The 14,865-nt window shown below is 73.9% G+C and carries 14 protein-coding genes and 1 pseudogene; 12 read left to right on the top strand and 3 right to left on the bottom strand.

Features of this window, described 5'->3' with window-relative positions; genetic code table 11:
• The first annotated feature begins 200 nt into the window (after window positions 1-200).
• The 12 genes and pseudogenes from secA2 (at window position 201) to WHN02_RS19615 (ending at window position 10,483) form a co-directional block, all read left to right on the top strand.
• Window positions 201-2,492, top strand: coding sequence for an accessory Sec system translocase SecA2 (gene secA2 / locus WHN02_RS19670; RefSeq protein WP_434740174.1), 2,292 nt, complete (start codon window positions 201-203; stop codon window positions 2,490-2,492).
• A gap of 313 nt (window positions 2,493-2,805) precedes the next feature.
• Window positions 2,806-3,546, top strand: a complete 741-nt coding sequence (locus tag WHN02_RS19665; RefSeq protein ID WP_434740173.1) for an ANTAR domain-containing protein — start codon at window positions 2,806-2,808, stop codon at window positions 3,544-3,546.
• Between the two features lie 83 nt (window positions 3,547-3,629).
• Complete coding sequence (locus tag WHN02_RS19660; RefSeq protein WP_350897914.1) at window positions 3,630-4,127, top strand: DUF2231 domain-containing protein; 498 nt, start codon at window positions 3,630-3,632, stop codon at window positions 4,125-4,127.
• Between the two features lie 157 nt (window positions 4,128-4,284).
• Window positions 4,285-4,746 (top strand): cysteine dioxygenase, encoded by a 462-nt coding sequence (locus tag WHN02_RS19655; protein WP_434740172.1) that lies wholly within the window; start codon window positions 4,285-4,287, stop codon window positions 4,744-4,746.
• Window positions 4,747-4,796: 50 nt separating this feature from the next.
• Entirely contained in the window at window positions 4,797-5,288 is a 492-nt protein-coding gene (locus WHN02_RS19650; protein WP_434740171.1) for a rhodanese-like domain-containing protein, read from the top strand.
• A 56-nt stretch (window positions 5,289-5,344) separates the two neighbouring features.
• Window positions 5,345-5,920: a winged helix-turn-helix domain-containing protein gene (locus WHN02_RS19645; protein ID WP_434740170.1), complete on the top strand. Its 576-nt coding sequence runs from the start codon at window positions 5,345-5,347 to the stop codon at window positions 5,918-5,920.
• A 318-nt stretch (window positions 5,921-6,238) separates the two neighbouring features.
• Window positions 6,239-6,856 carry a winged helix-turn-helix domain-containing protein gene (locus WHN02_RS19640; RefSeq protein WP_434740169.1) on the top strand — a complete coding sequence of 206 codons (618 nt, stop codon included), beginning with the start codon at window positions 6,239-6,241 and terminating at the stop codon, window positions 6,854-6,856.
• A 153-nt stretch (window positions 6,857-7,009) separates the two neighbouring features.
• Window positions 7,010-7,648: a uridine kinase gene (locus WHN02_RS19635; RefSeq protein ID WP_434740168.1), complete on the top strand. Its 639-nt coding sequence runs from the start codon at window positions 7,010-7,012 to the stop codon at window positions 7,646-7,648.
• A gap of 179 nt (window positions 7,649-7,827) precedes the next feature.
• A complete protein-coding gene (locus tag WHN02_RS19630) occupies window positions 7,828-8,226 on the top strand; it encodes a TraR/DksA family transcriptional regulator (RefSeq protein ID WP_434740167.1) in 399 nt (132 codons plus the stop codon).
• Between the two features lie 114 nt (window positions 8,227-8,340).
• Entirely contained in the window at window positions 8,341-8,769 is a 429-nt protein-coding gene (locus tag WHN02_RS19625; RefSeq protein ID WP_434740166.1) for a DUF2267 domain-containing protein, read from the top strand.
• 171 nt (window positions 8,770-8,940) lie between these two features.
• Window positions 8,941-9,177, top strand: a pseudogene (locus tag WHN02_RS19620) (hypothetical protein); the annotation flags it as partial.
• A gap of 16 nt (window positions 9,178-9,193) precedes the next feature.
• Entirely contained in the window at window positions 9,194-10,483 is a 1,290-nt protein-coding gene (locus WHN02_RS19615; RefSeq protein WP_434744010.1) for a cupin domain-containing protein, read from the top strand.
• Window positions 10,484-10,579: 96 nt separating this feature from the next.
• On the opposite strand, the gene WHN02_RS19610 is transcribed toward WHN02_RS19615, so the two are convergent.
• The 3 genes from WHN02_RS19610 to WHN02_RS19600 are packed head-to-tail and all read right to left on the bottom strand — an operon-like array spanning window position 10,580 to window position 14,860.
• Window positions 10,580-11,242 (bottom strand): hypothetical protein, encoded by a 663-nt coding sequence (locus tag WHN02_RS19610; RefSeq protein WP_434740165.1) that lies wholly within the window; start codon window positions 11,240-11,242, stop codon window positions 10,580-10,582.
• Window positions 11,239-13,917, bottom strand: a complete 2,679-nt coding sequence (locus tag WHN02_RS19605) for an FtsK/SpoIIIE domain-containing protein (protein WP_434740164.1) — start codon at window positions 13,915-13,917, stop codon at window positions 11,239-11,241. Before WHN02_RS19605 ends, WHN02_RS19610 begins: the two co-directional genes overlap by 4 nt.
• A complete protein-coding gene (locus tag WHN02_RS19600; RefSeq protein ID WP_434740163.1) occupies window positions 13,910-14,860 on the bottom strand; it encodes a hypothetical protein in 951 nt (316 codons plus the stop codon). Before WHN02_RS19600 ends, WHN02_RS19605 begins: the two co-directional genes overlap by 8 nt.
• Window positions 14,861-14,865 lie beyond the last annotated feature (5 nt).

Genomic DNA, 14,865 nt, shown 5'->3' with positions numbered 1-14,865 from the left:
GTCGTCGCCGGGGCGCGTTCCCCTCGACCGCGTCGAGAAACCCTTCCACCCGTCCCGGGTCTGCGGTGTCGCCCGTTCGGGAGACGTTGCGTCGGCGGGCGGGGCGTGACTTTGCGCGTCCGTCGCGTACCGTTGCGGCTCATGGGTGTGTCGCGCCGAACCCACCACCCGGCGCGCGGTCTCGGGAGGCTCGGCGGTCCATGGGTGTGTCGCAACGGTTGAAGGCCAAGTTCCAGCGGTTCCTCCAGCGCCCGGGGACGACGGTCGACCTGGCGCCGCTGGAGAAGCTGCTGCCGGAGATCGAGTCGCGCGAGAAGAAGCTGACCAACCTCGACGACGCCGGGCTCACCGCGGCCGCCGGTCGTGCCGACGGGTACGTCGAGATCTGCGCCGTCGGTCGGGAGGCGGCCCGGCGGGCACTGGACCAGCGTCCGTACGACGTGCAGCTGCTCGGGGCGATGGCCCTGCTGTCGGGGAAGGTCGCCGAGATGGCCACCGGTGAGGGCAAGACGCTCACCGCCGCGATCGCCGCCAGCGGGCACGTCCGGCTCGGCAACGGGCCCGTCCACGTGCTCACCGTCAACGACTACCTGGCCCGCCGCGACGCCCAGTGGATGGAGCCGGTGTACGAGCTGCTCGGCCTCACCGTCGGCTGGGTCAACGAGGCGAGCACCCCGCAGGAGCGGCGCGACGCGTACGACCGGGACGTCACGTACGTGTCGGTCAGCGAGGCCGGGTTCGACTTCCTCCGCGACCAGCTCGTCACCGACATCGACGACCGGGTCCAGCCGCCGCTGCGGACCGCGATCGTGGACGAGGCCGACTCGATCCTGATCGACGAGGCCCGGGTGCCGATGGTCCTGGCCGGTGCGGTCCCCGGTGAGCAGGACCCGGTGCACGCCGCCGCCGCGCTGGTGCGCGGGCTGCGCAACCAGGTGCACTACACGGTCGCCGAGGACGGCCGCAGTGCCGCGCTGACCAGCGCCGGCCTCGCCGCCGTGGAGGCCAGGCTCGGCGACATCGACCTGTACGCCGAGGAGAACGTCGCCCAGCTCTCGGCGGTCAACGTGGCGCTGCACGCGCACGCCCTGCTGCACCGCGACGTGGACTACATCGTGCGCGACGGCTCGGTGGAGCTGATCGACGAGATGCGGGGCCGGGTGGCGCAGCGCCGCCGGTGGCCGGACGGCCTCCAGGCCGCTGTGGAGGCCAAGGAGGGGCTCGACGCGAGCGCCGAGGGGGAGGTGCTGGGCACCATCGCGGTCCAGGCCTTCGTCGGGCTGTACCCGAAGCTGTGCGGGATGACCGCGACCGCGGTGCTCGTCGGCGACCAGCTCCGGGAGTTCTTCTCCCTGGAGGTGGCGGTGATCCCGCCGAACACCCCCTGCATCCGCGAGGACGAGGCGAACCGGATCTTCGCCACCCGGGCGGAGAAGGAGGAGGCGCTCGTCGACGAGATCAGGCGTCACCATGAGCGTGGCCGTCCGGTCCTGGTCGGCACCCTCGACGTCAAGGAGTCGGAGGGGTTGGCCGCCGCCCTGGAGTCGGCCGGGGTGCCCAGCGTGGTCCTCAACGCCAAGAACGACGACGACGAGGCGGCCATCATCGCCGAGGCCGGCGCGTACGGCGCGGTGACGGTCTCCACCCAGATGGCCGGTCGGGGCGTGGACATCCGGCTCGGCGGCAGCGACCAGGCCGACCGGGACCGGGTGGCCGAGCTGGGCGGCCTGTACCTGATCGGCAGTGGGCGGCACGACAGCCGTCGGGTCGACGACCAGCTGCGGGGACGGGCCGGTCGACAGGGCGACCCGGGCGGCTCGGTCTTCTTCGTCAGCCTGGAGGACGACCTGGTCGTCCGGCACGCCGGGGACACCGTCCCGGCCTCGCCCCGGATGAACGCCGACGGTCTGGTCACCGACTCGATGGTCGACTACGCCGTGGAGCACGCCCAGCGGGTCGCCGAGGGGGTCAACCACGAGATCCACCGCAACACCTGGCGGTACAGCGTGGTGATCGAGCAGCAGCGCAAGGCCCTCGCCGAGCGGCGGGAGCGGCTGCTCACCAGCGACGTGGCGGCGCTGATGCTGCTGGACCGGATGCCCGACAAGGCCGGCGAGATGGACGAGGACCTGCTGGCCCGGGTGGCCCGCTCGATCGCCCTCTACCACCTCGACCGGCTCTGGGCCGAGCACCTTGCTGAGCTCAACGAGGTCCGGGAGGGGGTGCACCTGCGGGCCCTGGGGCGCCTCGATCCGCTCGACGAGTTCCACCGGGCGGCGGTGCCGGCCTTCAACGACCTGGTCCCCGAGATCGAGCGGCGCACCATCGACACCTTCACCGAGACCGAGTTCGACGAGGACTGGGAGCCGGACGCGGCCAAGCTGGTCCGTCCGAGCGCCACCTGGACGTACCTCGTGCACGACAACCCGTTCGGCTCGGAGCTGGACCGGCTCATCGCCTCGGTCGGTCGTCGCCTCAGCGCCTCCCGCTGAGCCCCGGTCGGGCGCGGACTCCCCCGACGTCCGTGCCCGACCGGCAGCCCAGACCCCCGGTCGGGCGCGGCCCTTACGGCGTCGCTGCCCGCCGAGGAACGGTCGCCCGGCAGCGGGCCGAGGCTGCCCCGGCCCGGCCGCGTCGTGACTGATCCGACCCGTTGGGGCCGCTTTTGCAGCCGTTTCGACCCATGTCTGCGAGGGTAGTAGTGCTGGTCCGGTGAGTCGGAAAAGTGATTGCGGATAGAGAGTTGATCATGAGTGGAGTCTGGGGAGACGGCGCGATGACGGCGAGGCTGAGGACCCGGCGCCGGTGAACCTGAACACGCGGGAGCCGGTCGAGGAGAACCTTGGAGTGCTGGAGACGGCGGCGTTGCTGCGTGAGCTGACCGCCGGGTTGATCTCCGTCACCGACTTCGACGAGGCGTTGACGCGCCTGGTCCGCATCGCCCGCGACGCGATCCCCGGGGTGACCTGGTGCGGCTTCACCACCCTGCGGGCCGGGCAGCCGGTCGGGGTCGCCGCGTCCGACGACCGACTGGCCGAACTCGACGATCTGCGGTACGGCCCGGACACCCCGGCGATGACCGGCATCCGGCGGCGGGAGATGGTCCTCTCCGCCGACCTGGCGGCCGAGCAGCGCTGGCCGCAGTGGACCGAGCGGGCCCGGGAACTCGGGGTGCTCGGTGTGGTCGCCGCTCCGGTCGACATCGACGACCACGTGATCGGCGCGGTCAACCTGTACGCCGACACCTCCCAGGCCCTGACCGCGCGGCGTCAGCTGACCGCGATGCTGCTGGCCGAGCACGCCGGCCTGCTGCTGTCGGCGGTCCGGGACCGGGCCCGGCATGCCGCCCTGGCCGACGAGGTCGCCGCGGCGAAGCTCGCCGACGGGGTGATCGGGCAGGCCGTCGGGATCATCATGACCCAGCGGGGGTGCCCCGCGCCCGAGGCCCTGGAGGTGCTGCGCGGCGCGGCCTCCTCGTTGGACATCCCCCTGCGACAGGTCGCCGAGCGACTGGTGGCCACGGTCTCCCGCCCCCGGGACACCTGACCCCGGCGGTCGTCACTGTTTCGCAGTGCGCCGCTCGGGTAGCACCGGAGGTCGGGACCGGACGCGACCCTGGGGAGGGACCGATGGAGAGCCGACTGCGGGTGCACGGCCAACCGATCCAACCGATGCTGGTGACGTTGCCGTTCGGCCTCTTCGTCAGCGCCACCGTCTTCGATCTGGCTACGATGGTGGGTGGGCCGGCGTTCCTCGGCGAGGTCGGCTACTGGACGTGCGTGGCGGCGTTGGTCGCCGCCGCATTGGCCACCGTCGCCGGCATGGTCGACCTGTGGGACACCCCCGGCGACCGGACCCGGCGTACGGCGATCGTGTTCAACCTGGTCAACGCCGCGATGGCGGGGTTGTTCCTGCTGGTCTGCCTGGTCCGTGCGGCCGGACCGGACCGGACCGTGTCCGGGGTGCTGTTCGCCGTCGAACTGGTCGCGCTCGCCGTCGGTGCGGTGGGGGTGTGGCTCGGTTCCCGGCTGGTCCGACGGTTCGAGTCGGTCCGGTCCGACGCCGGGTTCTTCGAGCCGGTGGGCGGTGCCGACCCCACTGTGGAGTTCAACCCTCATCGGCTCTGACGCCGACCGCGTCACGGTCGACCTGCGCGGCGGCGGGGGTGGGGCGTACCAGGGACACGGGATCGGCCGTCCCAGCATGTGGTATTCCCTACTAACCCTATAGGTTTAACCCTTTAAGCTCGTGGGGCAAGCCCGGAACAGCCCCGCGAGGACTGACATGATCACCATCCGCCGCCGCGAACCCGACCTGCTCACCATCGCCCGCCGGTACGCCGACGCGCCGCACACCTGGTCGACCCCGGTCTGTTTCGACCCCCTGCAGCGGTGGTACGCCCGGCTCGCCGTCGCCGACGACCACGAGGTGTGGGCGCTGAGTTGGCTCCCCGGACAGGGCACCGACCTGCACGACCACGGTGGTTCCTCCGGCGCCTTCCTGGTCGCCTCGGGGGTGCTGACCGAGGAGACCGTCAGCGGGGGAGCCCTGCGTCCGCACCGGCTCACCGCCGGCACCGGTCGGCGCTTCGGCCCCCGGCACGTCCACGTGGTGACCAACCGGGACGACCGGCCGGCGGTGAGCGTGCACGTCTACCGTCCCGCGCTGCACCGGATGACCCGATACCACCTCGTCGACGGGCGGCTGCGCATCGCCGAGGTGACCGAGGCGGGGGTCGCGTGGTGACCGCCGTACCCGCCGTCGCACCCCGCCGGCCGCCAGGAAAGGATCCGACAATGGCCTCCACATCCCCTGCACCGACCTCCTGTCCACCGCCCCCCGGCTCGCGGGGGATCGACGAGATCCTCGCCGAAGTCCGCACCCGGTTGCGACGGCTGGAGTGCGAGCAGGCCCACCTGGCCCACCGGGAGGGTGCCGTCCTCGTCGACATCCGCCCCGCCGCCCAGCGGGCCGCGCACGGCACCGTACCCGGCTCGCTGATCGTGGAACGAAACGTCCTGGAGTGGCGGTTCGACCCGCGCAACAGCGCACGCCTGCCGTTCGTCGTCGACTACGACCTGACGGTGGTGGTCCTCTGTCACGAGGGCTACACCTCCTCCCTCGCCGCCGCCGCGCTCCAGGATCTCGGCCTGCGCCACGCCACCGACGTCGTCGGCGGCTTCGTGGCCTGGCGCAACGCGGGGCTGCCCGTACTCGGACCGACCCCGGCCCACCACCTTCCGTCCGTCGTGTCGCCGGTGACCGCCGGCTCCGTCTCGCAGCGCTGACCGTCACCCCGCACCCCGGGGCGCGTCGGCCGGCACCGCCATCTCCAGGAGGCTCCATGTCTGTCGTCGCCATCTCGCCGCGCCCGTTCCCCCCGGGCCGCCGCAGCGACCGGGCGCCGGTGGCGCGCTCCGGGTCGACCTCGACCCTGACCATCACCGTCGACCTGCAACCCGGCCCGGTGACCCCGAGGCTGGCCCGCCTGTTCGACCTGCTTCGCGAGTTGGCCGAGGCCGAGGAGGGGGCATCGGGTCCGACGGTCGCGGTGACCGGTGCCCCGCCGGTGCCCGTCGCCCGCCTCGTCCGTGCCGTGGCAGAGCCGGTCGCCCCGGACCCCGAGGTCGTGCAGATCAGGGTCGGGTCCCGGACGGTCTTCCAGGGTGGGCAGGAGGTGTCGCTCACCCGCATCGAGTTCGACCTGCTCCTCTTCCTCAGCGAGAACCCCCGCCGGGTCTTCACCCGTCTGCAGCTGCTCGGCAACGTGTGGGGGTACGAACACGCGGTGGCCCGCACCGTGGACGTACACATCCGACGGCTGCGGTCCAAGATCGGTGTGCCGCTGGTGACCACCGTGCACGGCGTCGGGTATCGCCTCTCGGACGCGGCACAGGTCACCATCGATCGCGGAGCGTGACGAGTTCGGGTGTCAGCCCCGCCACGGGCGTGTCCCCGCCGACGTCGTCGGCGGGGACACGCCCGTCGTCGTTCGTCTATCCCAGCTGCTGGAACCGAGGCTCTCCCTGTCGCAGGACCCCCGAATTCGCACATGTTGACGACTCTGCTGTAATCATCTGGTCTCGTACGCAGAGCGAGCGGTCGACTCCGTTGGGTTTGTCATTTGTCACAGTCATGCAACGCGGTCGGCACTTGACCCTCGCACGGGCGCCGGGAAGCATCGATGCAGCGGCGTTTCGGGCCGTGGGCAGACGTATCCGACCAGCCAAGGAGGACCATGTCGGTCAGCCCCGCCTCGCCGCGCGCCGGATGGCATTCGTCCCAACCCGTGGTCCCGGGGCGTCCTCCCGGCGGCCAGCGCCGTCCGGCCAGCTCGGCCGCAGCCGTACTCACCGTGACCCTGTCCATCCCACTGGCCAGTGAGGAGACCCTGTCCGGGCCGGCCCGTAAGCTCATCGAGGCCGCCCGCGAGCTGGTGGAGTGCGGCGAGTGCACCGTCACCACCACCGGCACCGGGCCCGGCACCGGAGAGCGCCGCCCCGACCCGGTCCCCGCCAGCCGGACCGGATCCCGCCCGGTCGCCCCGGCCGTCCCGGCCCTGCACATCCTGGCCTCGTCCCGGTCGGTGCTCCGCGACGGCGAACCCCTCCCGCTGACCCGCCTGGAGTTCGACCTGCTGTTGCACCTGGTCGCCAACCCCCGCCGGGTCTTCACCCGGTTGCAGCTGCTCAACGCCGTCTGGGGTTACGAGCACGCCGGGGTCCGGACCGTCGACGTCCACGTCCGTCGCCTGCGCGGCAAGGTCGGCGTCGACGTGCCCCTGGTCACCACGGTCTACGGGGTGGGCTACCGGCTGGCCGACGACGCCCGGGTCACCATCGACCGCACCGGCTGAACCCCCTACCCGTCGCCACCCCACCCCCGGCCCCGGCCCCCGGCGTCGGTCTGAGCCCGGCCCGAACACCGGCCCCGGCCCCAGCGTCGGTCTCAGCCTGCCCCGACCACCGGCCTCGCATCCGTCCGGCCGTCGGCGGGCACCATGGTGGTCATGCGCGTACGACCGATCTCGCCCGACCGGCTCGTGGTCGAGCTGACCGACCGGCTGACCGCAGTGACGGTGCCCGGGCGGCTGCGGGTCGCCCTCGACGGTGCTCCGGCCGCCGAGCCGGGGCGGTTGGCCGACGCCCTGATCGACCCGCTGCGGGCCCGGGGCCATCCGGTGCTGCACGTGCACACCGCCGACTTCCTCCGCCCCGCCTCGGTCCGTCTGGAGTTCGGCCGGACCAACCCCGACTCGTACTACGACGCCTGGGTCGACGAGGCCGGACTGCGCCGCGAGGTGCTCGACCCGGCCGGGCCGACCGGCTCCGGCCGACTCCTCCCGGCGCTGTGGGACGCCCGCACCGACCGGGCGAGCCGCAGCGCGTACCTCGACCTGCCGCCGGGTGGGATCGTCCTGGTCAGCGGGGAACTGTTGCTCGGGGGTGGGCTGCCGTTCGACGTCGCGGTGCACCTGGAACTCTCCCCGGCCGCCCTGGCCCGCCGGACCCCCGACCCGGCCCACTGGACCCTGCCCGCGTTCGCCCGTTATGCCGAGGAGGTCGCCCCGGCGTCCCTGGCCGACGTGGTGGTCCGGGTCGACCACCCGGACCGTCCGGCCATCGTGGAGCCGGCAGAACCTCGCTGAGCCGGGTTTGGCCGCGCGGGCGTCTGGGTATTCGGCCGGCTCACCGACGCTGCTTGATCACGGCGGCGCCGGGACCGACGTCGGACCCTCGTGGCCGGCGTCGACCACCACGACCGTCGTCGGGGTTGCGAGCCCCGCAGAGCCCGGGACCACCCGGAGCGCACGAAAGGCAGGCAGCGATGCTCGTCCACGACACCATCGGCACGGCCCGTCCCGAGGCTGAGGTCGACCAGATCCGTCTCGCCCTCCAGGCCCGCTACGACGACCTCTCTGCCGAGTACGAGCAGGCCGTCCAGCAGAGCCAGGTGCTGCGGCTGGTCGAGGTGGGGGACACCGCCGGTGACGACCAGGCCGACAGCGGCACCAAGACCGCCGAACGGGACACCGCCCAGTCGCTGCTGCGGACCATCCTCGACCGCCGGGCCCAGTTCGAGCACGCGCTGGCCCGCCTGTCGGAGGGCACGTACGGCTACTGCGAGGGGTGCACCGACCCGATCCCGGTCGAGCGGCTGGAGATCTTCCCGTCGGCCACCTCCTGCGTGGGCTGCAAGCAGACCCGGGAACGCCGGGCGGCCTGAGCGGGGTCGCCCGAGCCGGGGCGGGTCCGCCACGGCCGGACCCGTTCCGCCACGTCGGGCGACCACCGGCGGGCAACGACCGCCGGGAGACGACCGAGCTACGGGGGTGCAGTGATGGCTGAACAGATGCTGTCCGCGTTCGAGTCCTCGCTCGACAAGACCAACCTGATCCTCAAGGACATCGAGCAGGCGTACGGGTGGCCGAAGGACCGGCGCAACCAGTCGTACGCGGCCCTACGGACCGTCCTGCACCTGTTGCGGGACCGGATGCCGGTACGGGAGAGCGCCGAATTCGCCGCACAGCTGCCGGTGCTGGTCCGGGGGATCTACTTCGACGGGTGGCAGCCGGAGAACGTGCCGGTCAAGCTCAACCGGGACGACTTCCTCTACGAGGCCCGGCAGGGATTCCCGTACGACGTCGACGGCGGCGTGGAGCGGGTGGTCCAGGTCGTGCTGGACGCCCTGCGCAGACACGTCACCCAGGGCGAGTGGGACGACGTGAAGGCGACGATGCCGCAGGACCTGAGCCGGATGATGCCCTGACGGCGAAGCGGCGACACGGCGGGGTCGGCCTGGCGGTGGTGTGCGAACCGGCAGTGCCGGCGCCGCCGGACATCTACCGTGAACAGGGTTAGAGACGATCGCGCGTGGGGTACCTCCCGCTGCACGAAGAACCCCCGGTACCAGCGGGGCGGCACATCCGAGGGAGCACCGATGGCACTCAACGACGACGACATCACCACGAACACCGGCGGCGGCCTGGAGGGTCCGGCCGACGGCGGGGCGACCCCGGGGCACCAGGACGGTGGCGCGGACGGCGGCGCCGAGGGTCCGGCCGACGGCGGAGCGACCCCGGGTCACCAGGACGGTGGCGCGGACGGCGGCGCCGAGGGTCCGGCCGACGGCGGAGCCACCCCGGGTCAGCACGACGGTGGCGCAGATGGCAGCGCCCGCTGACGGTAGCGTCGTGTCGGTCATCGACCCGCCGGACGGCCACGGCCGCCCGGCGGGTCCGTCCACTGCGACCTCTCCCGCCCCGCCCGGGGCCGCCGCGTTGCAGCGGTGCGTCGCCGTCGACCCGGCCACGTTCGTCGCCACCCACTGGGGGCGTACCCCACTGCTGTCCCGGGCCGCCGACCTCCCCGGCCCGACGGGCTTCACCGACCTGCTCAGCCCCGCCGACGCCGACGAACTCCTCAGCCGTCGGGGCCTGCGTACCCCGTTCCTGCGGGTGGCGCGCGACGGTCAGCTGATCCCGGCGGCGCGCTACACCGGCGGCGGGGGTGCCGGTGCCGAGATCGGCGACCAGGTCCTCGACGAGAAGATCCTCCAGCTGTACGCCGACGGCGCCACCCTGGTCCTACAGGGACTGCACCGGATCTGGCCGGCGCTGATCGACTTCACCCGGGACCTCGGTGCCGCCCTGGTCCAGCCGTTGCAGGTGAACGCCTACCTGACCCCGGCCGGGAGTCAGGGCTTCGCCACCCACTACGACACCCACGACGTCTTCGTCCTCCAGGTCGACGGCCGCAAGCAGTGGCGGATCCATCCCCCCGTCCTGGTCGACCCGTTGGAACGGCAGCCGTGGGGCGGTCGGGCCGACGAGGTCTCCGCCACCGCCGAGGGTGCCGCCGCGCTCGACGTCGTCCTCGAACCCGGTGACGCCCTCTACCTTCCCCGTGGCTGGCTGCACAGCGCCCAGGCACAGGAGTCCAGCTCCCTGCACCTGACCGTCGGCATCCGGGCGCTGACCCGGTACGCCCTGGTCGAGGAGTTGCTCGCGCTCGCCGCCGAGGACCCCAGGCTCCGCGCCGGGCTGCCGTACGGGACGGACGTCGCCGACCCCGACGCCCTCGGACCGGAGTTGACCGAGACCGTCGAGGCGCTGCGCGACTGGCTGTCCCGGGCCGACCCGCAGGCGGTGGCCGCCCGGCTGCGCCAGCGGGTGTGGCCCGCAGCCCGGCCGGCCCCGATCCGTCCCCTGGCCCAGGCCGCCGCGGTGGCCGACCTGACCGCCGACGCCCGCCTCACCGTCCGGCCCGGGCTGCGTCGGCAGCTCACCCAGGCCGCCGACGGCCGGGTCACGCTACTGCTGTCCGACAGGTCGCTCACCTTCCCGGCGCTCTGCGAACCGGCGCTGCGGGCGTTCCTCGACGGCGCGCTCACCCGGGTCGGGGACCTGCCGGGCCTCGACGACGCCGACCGGTTGGTCCTGGCCCGCCGGCTGCTCCGGGAGGCCGTCGCCGTACCCGCCTGACGACCGGGTCCCCGAGGTCACCCGCTGCGGTGACCTCGGGGCCGACCCGGAGGTGCTCCCGGCGGGGTGTGCGGCCGGAACGTGGCCCGGCGGGTGTCAGCGGCCGACGGCCAGCAGCAGGGCCGTGCAGGCCAGTCCGGCGATCAGCACCACCGCCATCGGCCGGGGGCCGAACACCGCGTGTCGACGGTCCGCCACCCGCTTGGCCGGTACCAGACCGATCAACGGCCCGAGCAGGGTCACCACCAGCGCCAGCACCGGCATCCCAACCGCCAGGTCGCCGCCGGAACTCTCCCCGAACTCGCGGGCCACCGCGCCGAGGGCGTACGCCAGGACCGCCCCGAACACGCCGCAGACGGCGAGCACCGGGTTGGCCGAGGCGGGCATCTCACCGGGCTGCCCCACCCGGTCCAGCAGCTCCCGTACGCCCTGCAACAGGTGGACCGGGTCGCCGGTGGCGTCGCGGTTCGGCCCCGGCGGAGCACCCGCCCGGCGTCCACCTCCCAGCCGGTCGCGCAGCTGCTGCCACAGGTGCGCCGTCTCACCGTCCACCCGTTCCAGCAGCTCCCGGGCCGCCTCGGCCTCCGCCTCGGCCCGCCGTAGCTGATCGGTGGCCTCCGTCACCGCCCGGTCGGCGGCGGCGCACTGCTGGTCGTACCAGGTGTGGGCCTCCTGCCGCTGGGTGTGGACCCGCGCCGTCACATCGGCCAGCCGACGGACCTGCGCGGCGTACGTCTCGCTGGGCACCGGTTCGTTCATCGGGCCGGTCCGTAGGGGATGATGACCTGCCCGGTGCGGTGCACCGACCTGTCGAAGAAGAGTCCACGCCACGGGCGCGGATACCAGTCCGGGCCGCCCGTGCCCGGGTAGAGCGAGGAGCCCAGCTCACCGCCCTGCACGTCGAGCGCCACCCAGGCGCCGATCTGGTCGGTGCGGGCCGCCGGGCCGCCGAGGTCCACCCGCATCCGGGCCACCCCACGCCACCAGGCCAGCACGTGGGTACGCCGCTCCGGCCCGTCGTGCAGGATCCGGCGCAGCTGCTCCAGGCCGGTCCGGCCACCGACCCGGCCCGCGAGCTGCCCGGCCGCCGCGTCGACGGCGAACAGCAGCAGGTAGTGCGGCCGCGCCCCGGAGCCCGCCCGGGACAACCCCTCGGCGGTCTCGGCCATCAGCTCCGGCACCGTCTCCTCGTCGTACCAGGCGGCGTCGTCGGCGAGTTCCCCGTACAGCTCCCGGGCGGCCGGGTCGGCATCCGGGTCCAGGCAGGCGATGGAGAACCGGGCCTCCCCGGGGCGGTGCTGACGGGCCAGGGACCGGGCGGCGGCGTCCAGGACCGCACAGGCCTCGTCGACCCGGGTTCCGATCACCGCCAGGTTCCGCCCCGGGGCCCGGGGCAGCCGCAGGACCGCCGACCGGGCCTGGACGTCGATGATCTCCCCGAGGACGGCGACCGGGGTACGGCGTTCACCCTCACCGGGGCGCAGCGCCCGGAAGTCCGGTGCCTCGGTCAGCCGGGGGATCGCGTCACCGTCGAAGAGCCGGGCCGGGGCGGCGTCGTCCGGGCGCATCCGCCACAGCCGGTGCTGGAGTTCGCTCCAGCTCTCCCAGTCACTCGCCGACGGGATCCGGGCCACCTGGTTGCCCTCGGCCATCCCCGACTCGGCGTTGACCACCGCGTGGTGTCGGGGCAGGGTCTGCGCCGCGTCGTTGCGTTCGGCCAGGATCCGCAGCGCCTTCGGCAGCGCGATCCGCAGGGTGAACTGGGCGACCAGCGCCGGGCGCCCCCACAACGCCTCGATGCCCCGGACGTCCTGGGAGGCCAGGACCAGGTGGATGCCCTGGGAACGGCCCCGCCGGGCCAGGTCCTCCAACAGGTCGGCGGCCTCCCGGGCCACGACGTCCCGACCGGCCAGCAGCATCTGGAACTCGTCCACCACGGCGACGATCCGGGGCCACCGGCCCTGCGGGTCCACGGTACGCAGCTCGGAGAGCTTGGTGACCTCGTGCTTCTTGGCGGCGTCGGCCCGGCGGCGCAACTCCTCGGCGAGGAACCGGAGAAGGGCGAGGCCGAACTCCCGGTCGGTGTTGACGTTGATCCCGACCAGCCTCATGTGCGGCAGCCAACTCGGGTCCCGTCGGCCCTGGGCGAACCGGGCGAAGGACACCCCCTCCTTGAAGTCGAGCAGGTAGAACTCCAGCTGGTCGGGGGAGTAGCGGGAGGCCAGGGCGCCGATCCAGGCGAAGATCAGGTTGGTCTTGCCGGTCCCGGAGGGGCCGCCGATCAACGCGTGCGGGGGGTAGTCGCCGAGGCTGAGCTGCACCTGGCGGCCGTTCGGCGCGGCACCGATCGGAGCGGTCAGGCCGTTCGCCGAGTCCTCCTGCCAGAACTGCTCGACCGGGGGGAGCAACTCGGCGAAGGGCGCCGGGGGAGGACCGGCGTTGACGGTGGCCGCCACCGCCCGGCAGGTCTCGGTCACCAGCGTCGCCGGGGGCGGCGGGTCGAGGCGGGCCGGCAGGCCCGGCGGGTCGCCGAGGCGTACCCCCTCCGGTTCCACCACGATCCGGGTCACCGTCTGATGCTCCGGCAGCGGCACCCCCCGGACCACCAGGTGCACCCCGCACGTCGCGCCGGTGCGCACCACCCTGTCGAGTTGGCTGCGTTCGTGTCGGCTGAGTTCGTCCCCGCCGAGCAGGACCGCCACCCGCCACGGCTCGGGTCGACGGCCGGTGGCGGCGGCCAGCTCCCGCAGGGACGAGTACTCCCCGGCCAGCACCGTCTCGTTGATCCGGCGGATCTGCTCCACCAGGTCGTCGAGCAACCGGCCCAACCCGCCGGGGCCGACGAAGGTGAGCAGCCCGGCGGAGGTCAGCGGGGCGAACCCGGCCAGCCCGCCGCCGAGCTGGTCCGGGTCGTAGCCGATCAGCCGTACCGTCCCGGGGTCGGCCCGCCCGAGGCTGCGCAGCAGCAGCGCCGGGACCACCGGCTCCCCGCCGGCCAGCTCCGCCCCGGACAGGTGCACGTGCCCGGCGTCCAGCAGCGGCACCAGGGCCGGCACCGGCTCCGCCCCGGGGATGCGCAGCGTCCCGATCCGGACCGCCCCCGGCGGCCCGGACCCCCCGGGCGGGGTGGGACGCCAGTGCGTCCACTCCGCCGACGCCGCCCCCGGTGCCTCGCGCCGGGCGGCGGCGGAGGCCCGCCGGGCCAGCTCGGCGATCCGAGCCTGGTGGCCGGAGTCGATCTCGGCGAGTCGCCCGTCGCGCTGCGCGCCCACCCGGTCGGGAACGGCGGCGGCGGCACGCCGGACCCGGGCCAGCCGTTCCCGGGCGGCGGTGAGGTCGGCGTCGGCGGCGGCCGCCCGGGACCGGGTGGCCCCGAGGGCGTCGGCGAGCATGCCCCGGACCCGGGTGACGAGCTGGGCACGGCGGTCAGGCATCGGTCCTCCCCGGCGGCCGGGGCGCACCGCCGGAGCGGGGGTTGCCGGTGTCGGCACCCGGGACGGGCTCCGGCCCGGTCGCCGGCCTCTGGTCGGCGGGCTCCTCGGGCAGGTCCCGACCGAGCCGGTCGAGCAGCACACCGGCCAGGACGCCCGAGGTCACCGCCGAGTCGGCGGCGTGCGACTGCTCACCTGTCGCCCGGGGCGGGGGCATCCGGCACACCCTGGCGAGCAGGGTCTCCAGCACCTGCGGGGGCAGCCCGGGAAGCAGGTCCCGGACCCGGCCGTCGAGTTGGCTGCGCAGCCGGGGCAGGTCCTCGGCGCGGGGTGGATGCCCGAGCAGGTCCCCGGCCAGTTCGCGCAGCAGCGGCGGGGCGATGGTGGCCAGGCCCAGCCCGACGTCGGCGTGGGCCTTGCACAGCTCCCCGCGCAACCGGTCCCGGTCGCCGGAGCGCACCCCGCCCACCACCTGCCGCAGCAGCTCCCGGGCGTCGGCGACCTGGGTGTCCGGCTCCCCGGCCGGAGCCGTACCCCCGCCGGTCAGTTCGGTCACCCGCACCGCCCACCACCGGCGTACGGCCGGGTCGGCCGACTCCGGTGGCGCCTGCCCCGCCGACGGGGGCGCGTCGTCGCGGGCCGCGTCGTGTCGGGGGGCCCGCTCCTGGGGCTTCGGCGGCGGGGCCCCGTCGGCGGTCAACCCGAGCGCGGCGAGGTACGCCGAGAGCTGCTCCTGGGCCACCCGCAGCGCGTACCCGGCGGTCTCGGCGTGTTCGGTGGCCGCCGACAGCTCCGGCACCCCCATCGGGTTGCCCGATTCCTGCCGGACCCAGCGCAGCCGTTCGGAGGCCTGGCCGAGCTTCTCCAGGGCCTGGGCGAGCTGGCCGAGGGGCAGGTCCTCGGCGGCGGCCCGCACCTGCGCGCCGATGTCCTCGACGATCGACACGATTC

Origin of the sequence: Micromonospora sp. SH-82, assembly GCF_051132485.1 — a bacterium.
GTDB lineage: Bacteria > Actinomycetota > Actinomycetes > Mycobacteriales > Micromonosporaceae > Micromonospora.
The sequence above is the reverse complement of the archived record's forward strand: the minus strand, read 5'-3'. Positions and strand labels throughout refer to the sequence as shown.

Excerpts from the sequence above, each read along its gene's own strand:
- WHN02_RS19655 (WP_434740172.1), top strand. The coding sequence starts at position 4,285 with ATGATCACCATCCGCCGCCGCGAACCCGACCTGCTCACCATCGCCCGC.
- WHN02_RS19650 (WP_434740171.1), top strand. The coding sequence starts at position 4,797 with ATGGCCTCCACATCCCCTGCACCGACCTCCTGTCCACCGCCCCCCGGC.
- secA2 (WP_434740174.1), top strand. The coding sequence starts at position 201 with ATGGGTGTGTCGCAACGGTTGAAGGCCAAGTTCCAGCGGTTCCTCCAG.
- WHN02_RS19625 (WP_434740166.1), top strand. The coding sequence starts at position 8,341 with ATGGCTGAACAGATGCTGTCCGCGTTCGAGTCCTCGCTCGACAAGACC.
- WHN02_RS19630 (WP_434740167.1), top strand. The coding sequence starts at position 7,828 with ATGCTCGTCCACGACACCATCGGCACGGCCCGTCCCGAGGCTGAGGTC.
- WHN02_RS19605 (WP_434740164.1), bottom strand. The coding sequence starts at position 13,917 with ATGCCTGACCGCCGTGCCCAGCTCGTCACCCGGGTCCGGGGCATGCTC.
- WHN02_RS19645 (WP_434740170.1), top strand. The coding sequence starts at position 5,345 with ATGTCTGTCGTCGCCATCTCGCCGCGCCCGTTCCCCCCGGGCCGCCGC.
- WHN02_RS19635 (WP_434740168.1), top strand. The coding sequence starts at position 7,010 with ATGCGCGTACGACCGATCTCGCCCGACCGGCTCGTGGTCGAGCTGACC.
- WHN02_RS19640 (WP_434740169.1), top strand. The coding sequence starts at position 6,239 with ATGTCGGTCAGCCCCGCCTCGCCGCGCGCCGGATGGCATTCGTCCCAA.
- WHN02_RS19660 (WP_350897914.1), top strand. The coding sequence starts at position 3,630 with ATGGAGAGCCGACTGCGGGTGCACGGCCAACCGATCCAACCGATGCTG.
- WHN02_RS19610 (WP_434740165.1), bottom strand. The coding sequence starts at position 11,242 with ATGAACGAACCGGTGCCCAGCGAGACGTACGCCGCGCAGGTCCGTCGG.